Origin of the sequence: Natronococcus amylolyticus DSM 10524, from assembly GCF_000337675.1 — an archaeon.
Lineage (GTDB): Archaea > Halobacteriota > Halobacteria > Halobacteriales > Natrialbaceae > Natronococcus > Natronococcus amylolyticus.
The window spans coordinates 1-18444 of sequence record NZ_AOIB01000028.1 but is presented as its reverse complement, the minus strand read 5'-3'; the positions used below and the strand labels follow the sequence as shown (position 1 = coordinate 18444).

At 50.7% G+C, this 18444-nt stretch carries 17 protein-coding genes and 1 CRISPR repeat array; of the genes, 13 read left to right on the top strand and 4 right to left on the bottom strand.

Annotation, left to right across the window (positions count from 1 at the left end; translation table 11 throughout):
• The first annotated feature begins 382 nt into the window (after window positions 1–382).
• From cas6 to C491_RS24210, 8 genes are all read left to right on the top strand, one after another.
• Window positions 383–1114, top strand: coding sequence for a CRISPR-associated endoribonuclease Cas6 (gene cas6 / locus C491_RS24225; RefSeq protein ID WP_083909323.1), 732 nt, complete (start codon window positions 383–385; stop codon window positions 1112–1114).
• Window positions 1111–2976, top strand: coding sequence for a hypothetical protein (locus C491_RS22500; RefSeq protein WP_152421325.1), 1866 nt, complete (start codon window positions 1111–1113; stop codon window positions 2974–2976). Before cas6 ends, C491_RS22500 begins: the two co-directional genes overlap by 4 nt.
• Window positions 2977–2990: 14 nt before the next feature.
• Window positions 2991–3935, top strand: a complete 945-nt coding sequence (cas7i, locus tag C491_RS13275) for a type I-B CRISPR-associated protein Cas7/Cst2/DevR (RefSeq protein ID WP_005557132.1) — start codon at window positions 2991–2993, stop codon at window positions 3933–3935.
• A 1-nt stretch (window position 3936) separates the two neighbouring features.
• Window positions 3937–4713 (top strand): CRISPR-associated protein Cas5, encoded by a 777-nt coding sequence (gene cas5 / locus C491_RS13270; RefSeq protein ID WP_083909322.1) that lies wholly within the window; start codon window positions 3937–3939, stop codon window positions 4711–4713.
• Complete coding sequence (locus C491_RS21615; protein ID WP_083909321.1) at window positions 4706–7162, top strand: CRISPR-associated helicase/endonuclease Cas3; 2457 nt, start codon at window positions 4706–4708, stop codon at window positions 7160–7162. The genes cas5 and C491_RS21615 overlap by 8 nt, the downstream gene beginning before the upstream one ends.
• Window positions 7163–7508: 346 nt before the next feature.
• Window positions 7509–8790: direct repeats of the CRISPR family, unit length 30 nt; unit sequence CTTTCAATCCGTCGTAGGTCCGATTACGAC.
• A gap of 217 nt (window positions 8791–9007) precedes the next feature.
• Complete coding sequence (locus tag C491_RS24220; RefSeq protein WP_005557128.1) at window positions 9008–9517, top strand: Dna2/Cas4 domain-containing protein; 510 nt, start codon at window positions 9008–9010, stop codon at window positions 9515–9517.
• The gene (gene cas1b, locus C491_RS24215) at window positions 9447–10502 is read left to right on the top strand and encodes a type I-B CRISPR-associated endonuclease Cas1b (RefSeq protein WP_083909320.1); all 1056 of its coding nucleotides are present in this window, start codon (window positions 9447–9449) and stop codon (window positions 10500–10502) included. The genes C491_RS24220 and cas1b overlap by 71 nt, the downstream gene beginning before the upstream one ends.
• Before the next feature lies 1 nt (window position 10503).
• Entirely contained in the window at window positions 10504–10761 is a 258-nt protein-coding gene (locus C491_RS24210) for a CRISPR-associated endonuclease Cas2 (protein WP_005557124.1), read from the top strand.
• A gap of 242 nt (window positions 10762–11003) precedes the next feature.
• On the opposite strand, the gene C491_RS23280 is transcribed toward C491_RS24210, so the two are convergent.
• Complete coding sequence (locus C491_RS23280) at window positions 11004–11180, bottom strand: hypothetical protein (protein WP_005557122.1); 177 nt, start codon at window positions 11178–11180, stop codon at window positions 11004–11006.
• A gap of 58 nt (window positions 11181–11238) precedes the next feature.
• Window positions 11239–11433, bottom strand: a complete 195-nt coding sequence (locus C491_RS13260; protein WP_005557121.1) for a hypothetical protein — start codon at window positions 11431–11433, stop codon at window positions 11239–11241.
• A 972-nt stretch (window positions 11434–12405) separates the two neighbouring features.
• Here C491_RS13260 and C491_RS13255 point away from each other — a divergent pair.
• Window positions 12406–13224, top strand: a complete 819-nt coding sequence (locus tag C491_RS13255; RefSeq protein WP_049891907.1) for an ion transporter — start codon at window positions 12406–12408, stop codon at window positions 13222–13224.
• 309 nt (window positions 13225–13533) lie between these two features.
• Complete coding sequence (locus C491_RS13250) at window positions 13534–14148, top strand: hypothetical protein (RefSeq protein WP_152421324.1); 615 nt, start codon at window positions 13534–13536, stop codon at window positions 14146–14148.
• A gap of 204 nt (window positions 14149–14352) precedes the next feature.
• Here the strand turns inward: C491_RS13250 and C491_RS22495 are convergent, their stop codons facing one another.
• Window positions 14353–14739 carry a hypothetical protein gene (locus C491_RS22495; RefSeq protein WP_152421323.1) on the bottom strand — a complete coding sequence of 129 codons (387 nt, stop codon included), beginning with the start codon at window positions 14737–14739 and terminating at the stop codon, window positions 14353–14355.
• Window positions 14740–15241: 502 nt separating this feature from the next.
• Between C491_RS22495 and C491_RS13240 the strand changes: the two genes are divergently transcribed.
• Window positions 15242–15808 carry a hypothetical protein gene (locus tag C491_RS13240; protein ID WP_241431314.1) on the top strand — a complete coding sequence of 189 codons (567 nt, stop codon included), beginning with the start codon at window positions 15242–15244 and terminating at the stop codon, window positions 15806–15808.
• 159 nt (window positions 15809–15967) lie between these two features.
• On the opposite strand, the gene C491_RS22490 is transcribed toward C491_RS13240, so the two are convergent.
• Complete coding sequence (locus tag C491_RS22490) at window positions 15968–16480, bottom strand: zinc ribbon domain-containing protein (protein WP_152421322.1); 513 nt, start codon at window positions 16478–16480, stop codon at window positions 15968–15970.
• Window positions 16481–16739: 259 nt separating this feature from the next.
• On the opposite strand from C491_RS22490, the gene C491_RS21595 reads away from it, so the two are divergent.
• Together C491_RS21595 and C491_RS13235 are read left to right on the top strand one after the other, a co-directional pair.
• Window positions 16740–17876 carry an outer membrane protein assembly factor BamB family protein gene (locus C491_RS21595; RefSeq protein ID WP_005557113.1) on the top strand — a complete coding sequence of 379 codons (1137 nt, stop codon included), beginning with the start codon at window positions 16740–16742 and terminating at the stop codon, window positions 17874–17876.
• Window positions 17877–17998: 122 nt separating this feature from the next.
• On the top strand, window positions 17999–18444 hold a 446-nt coding region (locus tag C491_RS13235; protein WP_005557111.1), incomplete at its 3' end, for an IS6 family transposase.

Genomic DNA, 18444 nt, shown 5'->3' with positions numbered 1-18444 from the left:
TGTGGGAAAGAGAAGGTTTCGAGTCGTATTCGGACCGACGACGGATTGAAAGTTATCTCGGGCAACAGCCTTCGGGGCCAACTCCGCGAGTCGTAATCGGATCGCAGATGGATCGAAACTGAGATCCCATTTCTCTTGTTCTCTGAGCCGCAGTCGTAATTGGACCGAGGACGGAAAAAAAGAGAAGGGCTGATGACTTGGAATCATAGTCCTCAGCTAAAATATAGGTTCAGATACAAAACCAGACCACTAGATTGGTTTTCTAGGTAATCCTTCTGTTCCTCTCCTCAAGCCTTTTTTCAGGTCGAAAGAGATGGCATCTTACAAGTGAGTAAGCTAGCTTTATACTACTGTATTGCTGACATTGGTGTGTAGCACAGGAATGCGACTATACATTTACGCGGACAGCGGAACACAGCCCCGATTCCATATCCCGTGGAACTCACACCTGTCGTTCCAATCATTCGTCTATGAAGCGGTTAACGAGTACGCGCCAGAGTATGCAACAAGACTGCATCAAGACAAGCATGCACCACCGTTCAGTTTCAGCGAGTTCATCCAGACCGACTCCTACGACGTAACAGATGACGGTCTTCTCTGTGAAGGCGGCTACTGGATCATAAACTCGCCCGATAGTGAGCTTCTGACCGCATGCGCGAATTATGCGCAAGCACACGAAGAGCTTTCACTGGGCCATACAACCATTCCGGTAACTGGCGTCGAAGTAGATAACGTTCGGCCTATAGAAGGACGAACACGCTACAAAACTGTAAGCCCTATCGCAGTGAGCGAGCCGAGTGGCGGCCATGATTCGCCACCTGAATGGTACCGTCCAGAGGACGGTATGTGGTACGCACGTGTTTGCCAGAACGTTCGTGATCGGCTTCTTGCCCGACACGAGGACGCCGAACCAGAATTCGTTATTGATCAGCTCCATTGGACTGACCCGAAACTTCTGCAGGTTGGACCTAGCGCGAAAATCCCGTGCGTCCGGTGTGAGATGACACTTACATGCAACGAGCGGACGAGTCGATTCATCCAGGAAGAGGGCGTCGGCGAGAAGACCGGAATGGGTTTCGGTACGATCGTGCCCACTGACGAACAAATTGCATGAGTACGGAGACCTCCCTTGGTGAAAATGAATGGGAACTGTTTAGATACAGTAATGACCCATTCGTCAACGAGGGCGCGGTTGAGCTCGGCCGAAACCTCGCTAACGCAGGTGTTGCACGAATCACCAAACGAGCAGTTGTTGCCACTAAGCCACCTGAGCAGGTGCTACCGAAACTCCGTGCGGAACTGTTTGGCTCGAACGGTGTCATCAATAATACGCACCGGCGTACCAGTCGTGCGTACCACGTCAACGCACTCTCAACCGGGACACTTTCGAACGGTGAGTCTGACGATGTAGATCCCGATTGGCTTGGCGACAACGGCAACGGACCAACGATCCCTGCTGCAACCGAACCGTTCCCTGGGAGTGACGATGATGCGACGGTCTTTCCTGGCGATGAACTAAGCGATACCAATGTTGAACAACTTGGTCTCGACGCCAATACGATCAACCGAGATGAGGCAAACGCATATTCGCTGCATCCAGCCTATCTTGGGGCCCCAACTGCAGACGGCTTTGAACGAGCGAAAGACCGAGCAGAGATATACTTTGACATCTTCGAAGATGTACTCACTGGCGACCACGAGACTGTCGCTGACGACACTACCTGCATGACCTGTGGGTCGTCGCTTCCGAATTGGAGATGGAAACTCGACGGTGAGAATACCGACCTTGAGTATGGTCAGAGTTTCACGCCAATGGCGACGAAATCTGGCCGGCCGATGCCGCTTGGCCAGAAGTCAAGTCAGCAAAGTTACTATCGCGGGCGATGCCCTGCATGTCTGCTCGCGGGATTCTACTATCTCTGCATGCCGATAAAACCATTAGCAAGCACTGGCGACTCTGGTGCCTATCGTGTGTTCTCTGCCAAAGGTGACTTTGAGGCCATTGAGACCGTTCGCCGAGCCTATGAACAGACAGTAGGACTCAACGACTTAGCGACCCCAACAGCAAATGGCACTATTCGATTGGGATCGTTCTCAGTTTGGTCGGCTATCTCCGAAGTGCAAGCGGTGGCGTTCTACGCAGCACTTTTGGAGGCATTGTCAGAAGATCCTGTAGCTGATCAGGAAGCTCTATTTGCCGACCTGAGTGAAAAGGGTACAGACGTCTCTCTCACTGGTGCAATATCGGTTCGTAGCGCACCAAGCAAAGGTGGTCGTGCTGTCCGCAGCCTCACCGCGTTTCGTGAGGCACCAGCGACGCGTGCCCTATACGAACGACTTCGAGAACAAACGCGGGATACAGCTGAAGGACCAGAAACCTACGCGCCATACAACGACGTCCTGGCGTGGTACATCGGCTTTCGAAATCCGAACATAGAAACAGAAATCGCAGTGGACGCGAAACGCGACCTGGCACAGGGTGTTCTTGATGGCAACCTGGCAATGCTCGAACGTGGAGTATTCGGGCTGCTCAAGCAACTTGCTGGTGACGCAGAATCACCTTATGCAATGTCAGTCGGTCGACATCAACACTACTTCCAGACCATCATGGCAGATATAGCAACCAATATCGACAGCGACACGAGGGATAGTATCAAGAACGTCGGTCGGTCGATCGGTCAAATGTTCGCTGAACGGGACGACCTGAGCGTGCTTCAGTCGTTCCATCACGCGAATTCGCCCGATCAGTTCCTCTCCGCGTTCGAGAAAGCAAGCATGGGGGCGGTAAAAAAGAGCCATGATACCGGCGAAGTGGCGGCCCGAAGTACGTTTTTACCGAATTCCTCGGTAAACGACCTCCTTGGAGCTATCAGTGATGAGGAGACGTTCGAAGCTGCCAAACAGATGTTCGTGATCCATGCGTCGCTTTCGGCGCACTACCAGAATAGCACAGCAACCGACAATACAGACAACTAACGAGGTAACCATCCATGACCCAAATGACCCAAACCGCACTCGGAATGTCCTACCTGACGCATGCACAGCTCGGCAACCACAACGCAGGCGAAGGCAGTAAGCAACTTTCGGATCTGAAAATGTATGGGAACCGTCCGTACATCTCTGGACAGGCGTACCGACATGCGATCCGAGAGGCCGTGCAAGAGTCCACTCACGAGAACGTGAACTGTACGTCAGCGGACGCATGCGGAGAACTCGAAGATTGTGTTCTCTGTGATCTCTTCGGGTACATGAATACAGACCTCGAAGAGCCGACACCGAGCAAACGTGTCTCACCGCTTCGGGTGACACCGCTTGTCGGCCAGTATGACGCCGAAGTAACTACCGACATGATCCTCCAGTACGCTCCGGGTGGATCTCGAAAAAAGGACGATAACGAAGAATCGAACGGTCCAGAGAACAAAATCGGCTACCGCGAACTCACTGACAATGTCTATAAGGGTGCGTGGATGCTGGATTGTGAGAGCGTTGGTCAACGAGAACGCGAAATTTTCGATGACGATGAAGAGGTGGGCCATCGCTACGAACGCGAACTCGAGACGATCGCCGAGGACCGGAATGCTCGGATTCGACACCTTCTCTCAGGTCTCCAGAATGCGTCCGGCCTCGCAGGACAAGCACGACATATGGCTGACTTCATGCCTGACACCGTCGTTGCTACTGCAAGTGACACCTACTCTCAACGTGTCACAAATGCACTTCACATCGAAGAGGGCAACCTCAATATCTCTGCGTTCGAATCGGTGCTGAACGATCTGACCCACGATGATGGGGAAGTTTGGGTTGCTGGAACACATAATCCGACCGTGATGAACAACTGGGACGAGTTCTTCGACGCTGCTGAGAGTCACGACAATGTCGAGGTCTGTGACTCTGTGAGCGCGTGCTACGATAAACTCAAAGCTACTCTCGACTAATATGACGAGCACGGAATCGAATCGCTCAACAGAGGACAACTCCGTCGATAGTCGTACTGTTATCGCGGCTACGTTTGATGTCCCAGTCGAATGTACGTTCACAAACGCCGGAGCGATGAACGATTTGCCATCGTATCCTGTCCCACCATTGACGACAATTCGTGGACTCCTCTATGCAGCATGGGGCCGTCCCTCACTCCTTGGACAAGGATCAAGCCATAGTCGGACGATGGAGAAGGACGCTGTCGAAAAAGAACAAGCGTTTCGTGAGGAGTTCGAGACAGAGACGGCTATCGGAATCAGAGTTATTGAGGATCCAGTATCGAAGCGAGATCTTCGAACCCGTAAAAAGGTCGCTCGGAACAGCGATAATAAAAAATATATTTCATACCCTGTAGAAGAAGAGACGTTGCTGTTCCCGACCTTTCGTATCTATATTACAGGCAGCGCAGAACGATGTAGTGCAATTGCGGACGCGTTCCGCAATCCCGAGCGTCTGCTGTACCTCGGCCGATCGGACAACCTTGTAGACATACGAGATGTGACGGAAACACGCTTCACAATACATCACGATGAACAGGTCCTCGAGGATGTAATGGTGCCGAACGGCGACGGTGACGATCCAGTGATGCTCCCAGTCCGAACAGAGCGATTGGGGTCATACAGTGCTCGTCCAGCAGAGGTACAATTAGTCACCTACGGTGGAACCGTCGGCTCGTACAACACACTTGAAAACGAACTTGACAAGGACGGCCCCTTCGTATTCATTGATGAGTAAGCCCGAAGGAAACGGACTCCGAGATACGTTCTACGCTAAGAGTAGTCCGCCGACGCCCCTCGATTCACATCTTAAGGATGTTGCCAACGCGACAAGCGAGGCACTCAATTCACCAGCAGTTGAGCGGGCAGTCTACCCGGCTGAAGTCACAAAGACACGGATACAAGAACTCGGCTACCTTGCAGGTCTGCTCCACGATACCGGGAAAGCACATCCCGATTGGCAAACCGTCTGCCAACAGGCTATCGACACTGGAGAAAACGTTACTCTCCCGCACCATAGCGCGCGAAGCGCCCTTGTCGCATTCGTGCTCACACGCTCGAGTAATCGCGTTCCCGTTCTAGATGTATCACTTGGTAGTGTCGAAAGAGCTGCGGTTATCCTCGCTGTTCTCCATCATCACACACCCATTTCGGTAGAAAGCCAGCGTCCAAACGCAAATCTTGTTGACGCACAGAACTGTGACTTGCTATTCAGAAATCTCGGCGAGATAGTAGCCTTCGAGAACTGGGCTCTCGAGGTCGATACTGCCCAAGTGATACCTGAATTTAGGAAGTTTGTCAAAAGAGTTCGTCATTTGTCTGAGTCGCCTGGGCAGTCACACGCTATTGGTTCGCTCACCACGGTTCTCCGGAGTGCACTCATTCAAGCCGATCATCACGCGAGTAGCAAGTCAAAGGATGGCCCACCTGCTCCGCTCCCGCAGCGACTCACCGACGAGAAGATAGCGTTCTATGACGACCTCCGCCCGTTCCAGCAGTCCGTCGCCGACCATGTTGAAGATACAGGACCGTCCAATCAACTATTTGGTCTCGCAAGCTGTGGTGCAGGAAAGACTCATACTGCACTCCAGTGGGGTGCTGCCCAGTGTCAGATCGGGAACGCCGATAGACTCGTTATTGCGATGCCGACACGGACAACTTCAAACAATCTTTTCCACGCAATTACTGACGACCATGCCGATCCGAATACTGTTGCACTTTATCACAGTACCAGCGAGCGAATCTACACGAATACACTCTCCGATGAGACGGAACTTGCAACCGTAAATGAGTATCCACGCCGCTGTAAATGGTTCCAGCAACCGATTACAATATGCACAGTAGACCACCTGCTCGCCACGCTCGTTAACAACGATAAACACTCAGATATTGCGCGCGGTAATCTCCGACGTGCGGCGGTTGTCTTCGACGAAGTCCACGCCTACGACCAGCAATTGCTTCAAAAGATCACGGGCGCAGTCGAGTCTTTCGACACTAACCAGATGCCATGGTACGTCATGACTGCGACGTGCCCCCCGGAACTCAAAGATGCACTTGCCCCGTCTACGACTATATACGACCCCCGTAAGAATCATGTGCCGTATCGGGTCGAACATCACGACCACGAACTAACCGCTGAAGTCGTTGTTAACTCCTTAGAAGAGGATACGGCTCGGACAGCGATGGTCGTAAAAAACACTGTTCGGGGAGCCCAGAGCCTTGCGAAAAAACTCGCTGAAGACACTCCTTCTGATGTGTCCGTCACGTACTACAGTAGCGAGTTCCCTTCGTACGACCGCCGTGCGAAAGAGGAGGAGGTACGAGACGACTTCGAACCGGGTGACGTACCGAGCGACGAGCGACGCATTCTCGTTTGTACGCAGGTCTGTGAACTTTCACTCGACATCAGCGTCGATACGCTTCACACCGATCTTGCGCCAATGGACGCAGTTATTCAGCGCGCAGGCCGCCTTCACCGTCGAGGGAATCAGCCAGACACAGTAGAGTGCGAGTGTATCGATTGTGTAGGCCACGATTCTGACCACAGCTATACCTGCCATACGTACTTCGATGAGACTTCAAGTGCATGGTATCCCTATGCGACAAGTCGAGACACGCCTGAGTGGAGCCTTCTGCTGGCAACCCGTGGCGCACTCCAGGATGCGACTGCATATTCTTTCGATAATGCTCGGCAATGGATGGCCGAGGCGTACTCGATATATGAGCTCCAAGTTCGAGATAACATGTTCTGTAGCCATGCTGCTGCGGATCTACTCTATGGGAAGGCCCGGTGGGAAAATGGGGGAATGGAGTTTCGAAGCCAGACACATAACCGACTTTCAGTTGTCGCATGCTTGTATGATCTACATGACAATTTGGGTGTATCGGTCCCGTTTAGTGAACTCTGGCAGACTTTCGATGCTCACGAATGTACCGGAACATGTGGTCTAGAGGTAGACCATTATACCTCGTGCCACGAGGCATTATGCGAGGCCATCGACGAGTACAGTATTGACATTCCAGCATATTGGATTCTAGAAAAAGACATTCCATGTCGTATGTCTCAAGTGTTTCCCGACTGCCCTCGAGTTTTCCTTTCGGAAGTCGATTTAGACTACTCATATGAGGAAGGTATACAGAATCCGCGGGAAGACCCGACGACGGACCCCTCAAAGCGGGACTACTGAATATAATTTGGGATTTTTACAGGCGGTGTTAGATAATATTATATTTATGATAGGTTCGTCTTAGGCCCGATTACGACTCCTACTTGAGTTCGCCAGTAAGGTATTGAACGTGAATTTTCAATCTGTTGTGGATCCGATCACGATCTCTTCGAATACATCCCAAACGCCCATACGCTCTTGAGAAGCACATTGTTGGTGGACAGCTCTCTTGCGATTTCCCGATTACAGTGACCATGGTCGTGGAGCAGCCAGGACATCGTATTCACTGCTGAGCGGCCACTCTTTCATTCCCCGGACTGGTTCCACATCGCTACCAACAATCTACTTCAGAAGAGCGACTCCCATCTATTCGATCCATCGTAGGTCCAATTACGATTGCACTTTATGAGTCGGTTACTCCTCGAAGTCCATCTCTTTCAATCCGTCGTAGGTCCGATTACGACCCGACGGTTTCTGTGAAAGACCAAGAGGATAACACCTTTCAATCCGTCGTCGGTCCGATTACGACGCGTCGTTGTAGGAGTCTGGGAGGACTACGAAGTCTTTCAATCCGTCGTCGGTCCGATTACGACTAGCGGTCGTTGATGATTTCGTCACAGTCGAGTTCCTTTCAATCCGTCGTCGGTCCGATTACGACCGCACACCTATACGAGTTCAAGTCGCTGCGTGACATCTTTCAATCCGTCGTCGGTCCGATTACGACCGGCGAGTACGACTCTCGAGTGGCGGCGTGGGTCAACTTTCAATCCGTCGTCGGTCCGATTACGACGAGGCCATCGTCGAGAACACTGGCGATGCTGCATCCTTTCAATCCGTCGTAGGTCCGATTACGACACGCCGTGCCGATCGTCGAGTTCCGACTCCGTGATTACTTTCAATCCGTCGTAGGTCCGATTACGACGTGAGCGCAGTGGACTGTCGAAGCCACCTGAAGAGTACTTTCAATCCGTCGTAGGTCCGATTACGACCTTCTCCAAATCGCTCTGTGATACCATCCATATCAAACTTTCAATCCGTCGTAGGTCCGATTACGACGAGCGGCGCCCGTATCGAGGTGCATGAGACGTTCGACTTTCAATCCGTCGTAGGTCCGATTACGACGCTCAAGGAACGCTGCCTGAAGGTCGCGTTCAAACTCTTTCAATCCGTCGTAGGTCCGATTACGACACGGGTCGTAGAGGTCTTTCAGTAGCTTCCGGTGTTTCTTTCAATCCGTCGTCGGTCCGATTACGACCCTCTTCGGGGTGGACGACGTTTCGCTGGCCGACTTCTTTCAATCCGTCGTCGGTCCGATTACGACCCTCTTCGGGGTGGACGACGTTTCGCTGGCCGACTTCTTTCAATCCGTCGTAGGTCCGATTACGACACGTCATCTCACTGCGCTTGATCGCGAGGACACGACTTTCAATCCGTCGTAGGTCCGATTACGACCGGTCACTCCCCGGCAGGGCGCCGTAGTGTTGGATCTTTCAATCCGTCGTAGGTCCGATTACGACGAGTACATCGAAGAGCACGGCGCTTATGTGATCATCACTTTCAATCCGTCGTAGGTCCGATTACGACCGGCGAGGACTCACCGACTGTCTTCGAATCGCTGCCTTTCAATCCGTCGTAGGTCCGATTACGACCAACATCTATCCAAACACCTCGTACAGGGATAAATATTCGTGAAATCGCTGACTCACCCTGTCTACGCTGTACCAGGCACGTTTCCCATCGACTACCGCCAAATCTAGTAACCACGACAAAAACTGGGTTCAATGTTCAACCTCTCTATTCTGCTATCTAATATAAACCCCCTCTCAGCACCCGAATAACTAATACTTCGATCGTTGGCATAGAGCTATGCCTCGCTCACTTACCGGAGAGCACTATCATTACTATGGAATCTGTTCGACAAAACTTTGGTATCATCATCATCGAATCCTCTACGCACAAGAAAATGAATTTGTCAAACTCGGAAAGATCCTCTCAGAAACGGCGTACAGCCGAGACGACAATGTTGCAGTCGGCACAAGTAAATTCGATCTTATACGACACCCAGATGAACAGACAATAGAAATTAGCGAAATAAAGCGGTCTTCAACGTATCAAGAGGCAGACCGTCTTCAGTTACTTCACTATCTATCGTTGCTCGCAGAAGCGCAATCTAACGGATCTGATAGAGAACTTATCGGTAAATTACGTTATCCGCGTGAAAATACCGTTGTGACAATCAAATGGACGGATAAAACAGCGGTAGAGTACGAGGAGGCAACGGCTGAAATATTGTCAGCAGTTAGTGATGAATGCCCATCACCGGAACGAATACCAGCGTGCCGGAAATGTAGTATGCGAGAATTCTGTTTCGCGTGAGGTTTCCATGAAAGAACGTTATTATCTCTCGTCAGTGGGACGTCTCGAACGCGATAGTCACACGCTCTATTTTGTCCGAGACGATAAACGAACACCACTCCCGGTAAAGAAAATCTACGATATCTTCGCTGGAGAGGGGGTTTCTGTAACAATTGGTGTATTCGACCTACTCGCAGAGAATAATATTGCTCTTCATATTTTCAGCTATAATGGAGCGTATCGAGGAACGTTCCTTCCACCACGCCCAATCCTATCAGGAAAATGCCATATCGAGCAGGCACGAGCGTATTTAGATGAGGGAGCAAGACGAGATCTTGCCGGTCGGTTTGTAAAAGGGGCTCTCGAAAATATGCGTCTTAATCTGCAACGATACTGTGATGAGAATTGTGGTAGTACCAGAAAGCTTTCAAGAAAAGTAGCGCAAGTCGATGAACCAACAACAATTCCAGAACTCATGCAACTTGAAGGGTCCGTACGAGAGTTGTATTATCGTTGTATCGATCACTGTCTCCCTGATGATTTCTCGTTCCCACATCGTACTCGACAGCCTCCAGAAGACCCTGCAAATAGTGCAATGAGTTACCTGAATGCGCTCGTCTACGCTTCAGTGGTCACAGAACTCTATCATACTCGACTCAGCCAGACAATTAGTTTTCTCCACGAACCACATGAGAGACGATACAGTTTGAGCCTCGATATCGCGGAAATCTTCAAACCACTCCTTGCTGATCGGTTGCTCCTTTCGCTTACGAGGCAAGGGCAATTGAAGCCGACTAATTTCAAGAGTGAAGGACGGGCAGTCCTATTGACCGACGATGGGAAGCGCGTGCTACGCCATGCGTTCGACAAGAGATTATCTGAGACCCGAAAGCATCCAAGTATTAGGAGGTCGATTTCATGGCGACGTTGGATTCGAACTGAGTGTTATCAGGTATCGAAACACGTCCTCGGTCTTGAAACGTACCGACCGACGACAGTGCGATAGTATGTTTGTTGTTATCGTATACGATGTGCGGGCTGGCCGAACACAGGAAATTTGTAACTATCTTCGACGCTGGCTTGACTGGCGACAGAACAGTGTATTCGATGGCCATCTCACACAAAGCGAGTACGAACGCGTGCTATCATGGCTTCAGACGTTTGTAAACAGTGGTGAGCAGGTTCTCGTTTATACAACGACACGAGCGGACACACTAGATATCGAAGAAATTGGAGATGAACGTGAAGAAAAGAGATTTTTGTAATGATGAGGATAGAATAGACGCTTGGCTCTTAATCGAACTGTCTTCTTACAACCGATCCAGCTTCAGGTACCGGAGACGTAACGGATTTTTGTAGTAGTCCTTGATCCCAGCACCATCAAACCCGCCATCTAGACCCTACCGAATAAACCGGTAGTATGGCCGATATATCGCTCGTCGTTCGCTGAAGAGTCAACCTTGTCTGCAGCGGGCAACTCGAGAATTCGTTTGGTCTCTCACTCAGCTTACAACAGCAACTCTCGCACTGCCTCCTCGGATTCGAGACCGTGCTTGAACAAGCGATCAGCGGCCAACTGCCAGGCGTGCTCAGCGAGTTCCGGATCTACTTGCTCGTAATCGACCGAGAACCGCGTCAGTGCGACGGCAATCAGCAGGTCGTTCTCGCAATTATTCAAAGGCATCGCTGGCGCTGGCCTCAGCTTCAGATATAAACCTATAGCCTCCCTGCTCGAGCACCGGTTACTCGTCGCCCGTGTCCGTACTCTCGTCGCGATCACGCCGAGCCTGCCGCCCGGCCTCCGTATCCGGCCAGTCGTCGCGTTGGTACTCGCCGGCGTGCTCGGTATTTATGTGCTCGGTGAACTCTTCTCTTGCCCCGATCGTCCTTGAGCAGTCGGGGGATGGACAGTCGTAGGTCTCGACGTCATTGCTCATGGACCGATCTACTGACGCCGCTCGGAAAAGTCCCTATGGCTTCCATGACCTTAACCAACACCGGCCGATAGACACCCCGATCGTTGGTTAAGTCGGATCACTCCTCGAGCTCGACGTCGTCGCCACGGCCGCCGTCGACAGGGACGCCGGTGAGCCATCATTTCACCAAGTGAGGACGCCAGCTTGATCGACCATACGTTCGCGGCGTTCACGATAGCGCTTGAGTTCTCGCTGCTCCTCAACGTGCCCGACTATCTCCGTGATCTCATCTTGGCGTTGGTTTGTCGCAGTGAGCTTTCGCTCGAGGCGATCGCGACGGCCAGATCCCATGCCACTCGACTTACCTCCGGATCGATGCACTCAAACTCGTAACTTAACCCGCTCAACGCCGTGACAATCACGTCATGCTTGAATGTTGTCGTCTGCATCACCCAACAGTGGCTCCGGCTTTGATGAGAAACCACGACCCCCTACAACAGCGGGGGCTACGCTACCAAGTTGAGAATCACGAGAGAACGACTCCTGTGACCCACTCTACTGGTGGCCTCGTATAGGATTTCTCAAACGTTGGCCCTACCAACCACGTATCGTCCAGAGACTCGGCATTGTCGTATCGAGAGACCACTTGAGGTATCAAAGGAAAGCGACCTGCACTGTATCTTAGCCGGTATGGTAGTGGGGAGTGGGGAGAGGTGGAAACATCGCCACAGACGCGATCTTGGGGTAAAACGCTCTGTAGCGACATATCGATGATAGGGTCATAACCACCTAACCATGCTGCAGTCGTTTGCAGCGTCGAAATAACCCTCTTGTCGACCCGAAGTGGACCAACTCACCGACGCCGCAGAATCTATTCCAGCACAGAACCACCGCCACGTCGAACCTCACTCGAGATCCCCCACTCAACCTCGAGTCATTCAAATCAGCGTGTATGTCGATAAGTCTATCACAAATCTACTGCCAGTGATTTCCATGGGATACCGGGAGACCCGTAGTTGGGTGCATGGACTATTCAAAGTAGGTGCTGGTGGCCGAACAGGGGGCCACATTGACCACCTCATCATGGGGCTGATCGTCCTGAACGTCATTGCGGTCATGCTCGAGACCGTCGACTCACTCTACGCCTCATACGCGACGAAATTCCTCTGGTTCGAAGCGATCTCGGTCGCAATCTTCTCAATCGAATACATCAGCCGACTCTGGGCGGCAACAGAACATCCGGACTATCAACATCCAATATGGGGACGACTGCGATATGCGTTTTCTCCGTACATGATCATCGACCTCCTAGCCATTCTGCCGTTCTTCTTCGGAGCAATTCTCGACCTCCGATTCCTCCGAGCACTGCGCTTGCTTCGATTCCTGCGGCTGTTCAAACTGGCACGCTACTCGGAGTCCATTCAACTCTTCGTCAGAGTGCTCCAACTCAAACGAGAAGAATTGGTTATCACCTCGGTTGTCGGAACGATTATTCTGCTGATGTCCTCGAGTCTGATGTACTTCGCTGAACGCGGTGCGCAGCCAGAGGAATTCTCATCGATCCCTGCGTCGCTCTGGTGGGGCGTGATCACGCTGACAACGGTCGGATATGGTGACGTCACACCAGTCACTCCAATAGGTCAGGTACTCGGAGCGGTAATCGCTGTCACCGGAATTGGACTCTTTGCACTGCCGGCATCGATCCTTGCCTCTGGGTTTATCGAGGCTGCTCGAGGAAAGATCGATCAGTGTCCGCATTGCGGCCAGGAGATCTTGGAAGAGGACCTCGAGAAAATACTCGAGTCTGACTAAGCGTTCACTCCTCTTCTCGAGGTTACGGACGGCTTAGATTGGCTGTCTAGTCCGGCGACATAGCTGCTCTGTCACGGACGACTTCAGCAGCAGAATCGATCTAGCGGCTGTGATAGTCTACGCTACCGCATTAGGAAGCACAAGAGAACGCTACTTTTTGCCATTTTCCGTCTTTGTAGCTAGAGCTACTTGGATGATAAATAGTACTCTCGTTAGATAACAGCAACTCCGATGAACCCTTCTTAGTAGATATAGGCGTCAATCGGTAATATCCGAAACTCTTACAACAACTCTTCTGAAGGAAAGGATATGTCTCTCACCAAAAAAACGCCGGGAATGGTGCCCGGGTCAACGGTACGAAATCTGTTAGTGGGGTACGGGTACTTCTTGGGCGCACTCATCTCAATTCTTCTTTTTCCAGTGATACTCGGCGTTGTTGTTGGGAAGAACTACTGGAGCGCAGCTGAGAAGCTTGCAAAGGTTCCTGGAATTGATCCAAACGGGGGTGTGAAATCTGGAGGCATAGCTTTGGTATTTGGGTTCGTAATTTGGTCGGTTGTGTTTGGTGCCGCCGGCGAGGACGATGATATAGACTCGTTAGATGATCTTGAATCCGAATTAGAACAAAATGATATCCATGTCTCATATTTAGATGGAGGGGATCATGTGTTTCTTGATTACTATTCACCGACCTCTACGGAGCAGATAGATCAAGAGGAAGTTCGAATTATCGCCCTTTCATATGCTGCACTTGTTGACTCCGGGTATGAATCTGAGTACTTCCATGTGATCTTCATGGATAGCCAAGGAAGCGACCTCGGCGGATATACTATATTTCCAGACTGGGCTCAGGACTACAATGACGGCGATATTTCCGAAAAGGAGTATCTGGAGTTGATTCTGGATATGGTCTCCTACGACTAATGTGTGATACCGATACCCGATCTCCCATTTTGGATTTTCTATAGATTCTGTAGTTTTATTCCTCTGGACGGTCCACGAAGGCTAATATGGGGATAAGACTGCACTCATGTGCTAACAGCTCTACTTGAGACAACCCACTCTCAGACAGTGGAGGTCCTTGAGCAAAACACAACCCCTACGGCACCTACAGTAAGCCAGTAGGAGTCATGGGTCGCTAATATCAATCTCTACGTCAACGATAACGTCCTCGTTCATCGGACTCTCGTGGCGTTCAGGGATGGTTTGAATCGAGTGTTGCCCACTTTCTTCGACCTCGTATTCGTCTGTTCCGTCCTCATAGATGTGTTCGCGATGAACGAATCCAGTTCCATCTCCAACTGTGAACAGGACCCGATCCCCATCGTTGAGACCAGATATCGCTGCGGTAACTGTCTGACCTTCTGCGAGATCAACTGATTCCTCACAAGTTGCTTCAATGCTGTCCTCCTCTAGAACAACACCGTTATCGACATCTTCCTCACTTTCTGCTGCACACCCTGCGCAGACTGCTATTCCCCCGGCGCACAGTAACGCGCGACGTGTCGGTCGCATATCATGTGATTTAAACTACAGATACTTGACTTTTCCTACAAAACTGTTCTTAGATTCGAGATCGTCCTCGAGCAGTCCGAAGCAAGATACTCGGGGTCTTGACAGCATTGCTACTCAGGTGGCAGTCTACTGATCACACCAGCGAAAGTCCTTAACCAACAAGGAGATATAATCCACCCGAGAGTTGGTTAACAGAGAACAGCGTACTTCTCGAGTTTGTGATTACCGTCGTGAACCTCGAGCAGTCTGTCCAGAACGACAAGACTGCGTCCGATTTTGAAGAGTAGCCTTGCGATCCCTTGTAATCGAAGCTATCACTATGTGAATAATATTGTGGCTTGCCATCAATTGGTTTCTTACCTATTGAGTTCGCTGAAAGCCATCGCCATTGGTATTGTACTCGAATACTAACACTTCGATTGCGATTCGGCCCGGATCCCCGGTGCAGTATCCTGTATCATAGCAGGCGAATCGCGTCCCCATTAGGGGGATGATCGAAAGAATGGTGGAGATTACACGTCGAAAGGCGATCACTGGTGTGAGTGGATTAGCAACGGTAGGACTAGCAGGCTGTACCTCGAGCGTAGATGGCTTTCTTGGACCAGAATTCGAAGAAGGGGACGAACAGGAAGTCATGCTCGAGGCATCCTTCTTCGGCGACGATTGGTCTGAAGAATCGATGGATGATGGGGAACCGGCTGAGGATGACGGTGATGGCTATGAGTGGACCTTTGACCGAGACGAAGTCCCTGATGCTGATGCCATGTTTGTTTCCGGGGACGAAGACGCAATGGCACTCGCTATGATTGCGATCGTTGACGATGAAGACGAGGCAGAGGAAGCAGTCGAGGACTATGGCCGAAGTCAGATGGTCAATCCAGAGGATCCAGATATCGGCGACACAGCAGTTCGAGGCGAGATCTCTTCGATGGGGGTAATCTGCTATCATGGGAGTAATGCCGTTGTGGTTACTGGCGCAATGGAGATCCAAGGGTTCGGTGCTGAGCCGAACAATAGTCTAGCTCTCGAGGCAGCTGAAGAGATCGAGTCACGTCTCGAGAACCTATAGAGAACGTTCCACTAATACCCTCTATTGAATTTTGATGCTGCAGTGTCTACCTGAGTAAATCGAGCTTCAGGATTGATAGAGTGTGATTCAGGATTTGTCTATAGCCCTAACTGCACACCATCTGTGGTCTTGAAAAGCGAAAGCTCAGAATACAGTTAGCTAGAGAGTCCGGTATCCACTTATCCCTGCTACGAGAACCGCAGCTCCGCCTAGCAAGGTTACGTAGACACCAAATGCCGAAATGCTAGAGAGCGCAAAGAGTGGAATGACCGTTATGAGGGCCCCGCCGGCGATCGTTCCGTAAATTGCCTTCTCTTTCCACTCTTGTGTGTAGACTAGAGCAAGAACACCAATTCCAATAAGTAACGTAAGAATCCCATCACCATCAATTCCTAAAACACTCTGTCCAAGGATAGATGCCCAAGGGAGAAACGAGCCGACAATCGCAACGCCTGCACCACCCATTGCGACTTTCGGCTCAGTTTCTTGGTCGAGCAAATCATCGAAGGTTGCTAAAAAGTCGTTCTGACTCTGTGCCTTGCTTTGTGCTGCACCACATTCTCCACAGTAGTCCTTTGATGGATCCAACTCAGTTCCACAGTCCGTACAATAAGCAGTATCTGAACCTACAGGTTCCTGTCCTTCCCCGGAAGCAGTTGACTCAGCAGCCATAGCTATCTATCTATGGTAATATCACATTATACTTTTGTTATTACAGACTCTAAAGTATGTATTGTAGTCCAACTACTGGTTGTAATAAGTTATAAGAAACCAATGACACAACCATACTGAAATCGAAACAGGGCACAGAGGCTACTGAACTCATCTAGGTGAAGAGGGATCGCTACGCAGTTCGATAGACAAATTAGTTGATAATAATAGAGTCAAATTGGCCACTCCTATTTTATGGCAGACGGAACAAACACTCACTATGAACTGTAACCGGAGAGAATGTATTGCCTCAACTGTAGGTATTATCGGGATTGCTGGATGTTCAGACGACCCAGACGCGGACTCCTCATCAGATGAGATTGAACAAGCTGAAGATGAGACTCAAGAGACCCGCTCGGATGATAATGAGGCTGAAACTCATCTAACACAAGAGTGGGCGTTTGAGACGGGTGGTAGCACGAACACACCGGCCGTTGGGAGCGAGCTAGTCTACACTAGCAGCGGTCACCAATCAAATACGCTCTACGCATTGAATGTAGAGAATGGCGCAGAGGAATGGTCGTATAGAACAGAGCAGGGATTTGATGCAGGACCCTCTCTTGGCGATGAATTACTCTACATTGGAAGCAACGAAGGGTATCTCTATGCATTTGATGCGGAGTCAGGAGAGGAAGAGTGGCGATTTGAGACCAATGGGCGGACACGGGCTTCACCAGTAGTTAAAGATGGAACGGTCTACGCAACCGAAAATTCGGGTGAAATCTATCTGATAGATGCCGAAACAGGGGTTGAGCAAGACCGTCTCGAGGGTTCTAATCGTGCTGGACAAATCAACTCGCTAATGTCTATCGATACTGAAGAACTCCTCATTGCGGGCATGCGGAATGGAGTCCGAGCGTTTGATTTGGCCACTACTAATGAGCGCTGGCTGGTTGAAACCGAATTAGATGCATATCCGTCTCTAACAGCATCAAATGGCGTCCTGTTCGCTGCAGGGATGGATCGACATATCTACGCCATCGATATAGATTCGGGAAGCATAGAGTGGGAGGTTGATTCTGGACAGTCTATTGAGCATAATCCTCTCGTTTCAAATGGTCTCGTTTATGCTGGGAATCACGAGGGGTATCTATTTGCATTTGATCAGGAAACGGGAGAAGAAGAATGGCGATTTGATACAGGAAATCTAATCTCAACTAGTCCTGCTCTTCTTGACGAGTATCTTTGTGTCTTTTCTAATCAGACTACTGTCTATGTATTAGATCCAGAGAGTGGTGCTCGAGAGGGAGAATTTGATCTTGGTAGTAATGCAGATTCAAGACCTGTATCTGCAGATGAGCGATTGTACATTGGAACAGACGATGGCTTTCTTTTCTCTCTCACGGACGGCCCCTGATCCAGTTTTCGGGTTGGAATAAAAACCGCATATATATTGTTAATAGGATAAGAAGAGATGTAAGGCACTGTCTAGTTGAGCCAGTTTGAGAAGTGAGCAGGTCGTTGAGTTAATTTGGACTAATGCTCGCAGACCTGCTCAGCGAGAGCTACGACGCGAATTTGGAAGAGTCTTGGGAGAACGAGCGGACGGCGACGCCCGTCAGGGCGTTCGCCGTCCGTCTCCATCAGACCGGTTGTTCTCTTCGGGAGACAACAACGATTCTCGCTGAATTAGGCATTGAGCGCTCTCACGGAGCAGTCTGGAACTGGGTACATCGGCTGGCTGACAGCGGACACGACCCGCCTGAGGCGCAGCCGAAGCGGGTCGCGGTTGACGAGACCGCTGTCAAGATCAACGGCGAGTGGTCTTGGTTATACGCTGCAATAGACACCGAAACGAAGCTGATTCTCGATGTCGCGTTGTTTGGTCGGCACGGAACCGATCCGGCAGCTGCGTTTCTGCATCGACTTAACGAGAAATACGATCTCTCCGACACCGTATTTCTCGTCGATCAATTCGGCTATCG

What these genes read in the sequence shown, in the direction of transcription:
- C491_RS24220 (WP_005557128.1), top strand. Translation starts at nt 9,008, where the DNA reads ATGCCTCGCTCACTTACCGGAGAGCACTATCATTACTATGGAATCTGT.
- C491_RS22490 (WP_152421322.1), bottom strand. Translation starts at nt 16,480, where the DNA reads ATGGCTGCTGAGTCAACTGCTTCCGGGGAAGGACAGGAACCTGTAGGT.
- C491_RS24210 (WP_005557124.1), top strand. Translation starts at nt 10,504, where the DNA reads ATGTTTGTTGTTATCGTATACGATGTGCGGGCTGGCCGAACACAGGAA.
- C491_RS22500 (WP_152421325.1), top strand. Translation starts at nt 1,111, where the DNA reads ATGAGTACGGAGACCTCCCTTGGTGAAAATGAATGGGAACTGTTTAGA.
- C491_RS21595 (WP_005557113.1), top strand. Translation starts at nt 16,740, where the DNA reads ATGAACTGTAACCGGAGAGAATGTATTGCCTCAACTGTAGGTATTATC.
- cas7i (WP_005557132.1), top strand. Translation starts at nt 2,991, where the DNA reads ATGACCCAAATGACCCAAACCGCACTCGGAATGTCCTACCTGACGCAT.
- C491_RS21615 (WP_083909321.1), top strand. Translation starts at nt 4,706, where the DNA reads ATGAGTAAGCCCGAAGGAAACGGACTCCGAGATACGTTCTACGCTAAG.
- cas5 (WP_083909322.1), top strand. Translation starts at nt 3,937, where the DNA reads ATGACGAGCACGGAATCGAATCGCTCAACAGAGGACAACTCCGTCGAT.
- C491_RS13260 (WP_005557121.1), bottom strand. Translation starts at nt 11,433, where the DNA reads ATGAGCAATGACGTCGAGACCTACGACTGTCCATCCCCCGACTGCTCA.
- C491_RS23280 (WP_005557122.1), bottom strand. Translation starts at nt 11,180, where the DNA reads ATGCCTTTGAATAATTGCGAGAACGACCTGCTGATTGCCGTCGCACTG.
- cas6 (WP_083909323.1), top strand. Translation starts at nt 383, where the DNA reads ATGCGACTATACATTTACGCGGACAGCGGAACACAGCCCCGATTCCAT.
- C491_RS13250 (WP_152421324.1), top strand. Translation starts at nt 13,534, where the DNA reads ATGTCTCTCACCAAAAAAACGCCGGGAATGGTGCCCGGGTCAACGGTA.
- C491_RS22495 (WP_152421323.1), bottom strand. Translation starts at nt 14,739, where the DNA reads ATGCGACCGACACGTCGCGCGTTACTGTGCGCCGGGGGAATAGCAGTC.
- C491_RS13240 (WP_241431314.1), top strand. Translation starts at nt 15,242, where the DNA reads ATGGTGGAGATTACACGTCGAAAGGCGATCACTGGTGTGAGTGGATTA.
- cas1b (WP_083909320.1), top strand. Translation starts at nt 9,447, where the DNA reads ATGAATGCCCATCACCGGAACGAATACCAGCGTGCCGGAAATGTAGTA.
- C491_RS13255 (WP_049891907.1), top strand. Translation starts at nt 12,406, where the DNA reads ATGGGATACCGGGAGACCCGTAGTTGGGTGCATGGACTATTCAAAGTA.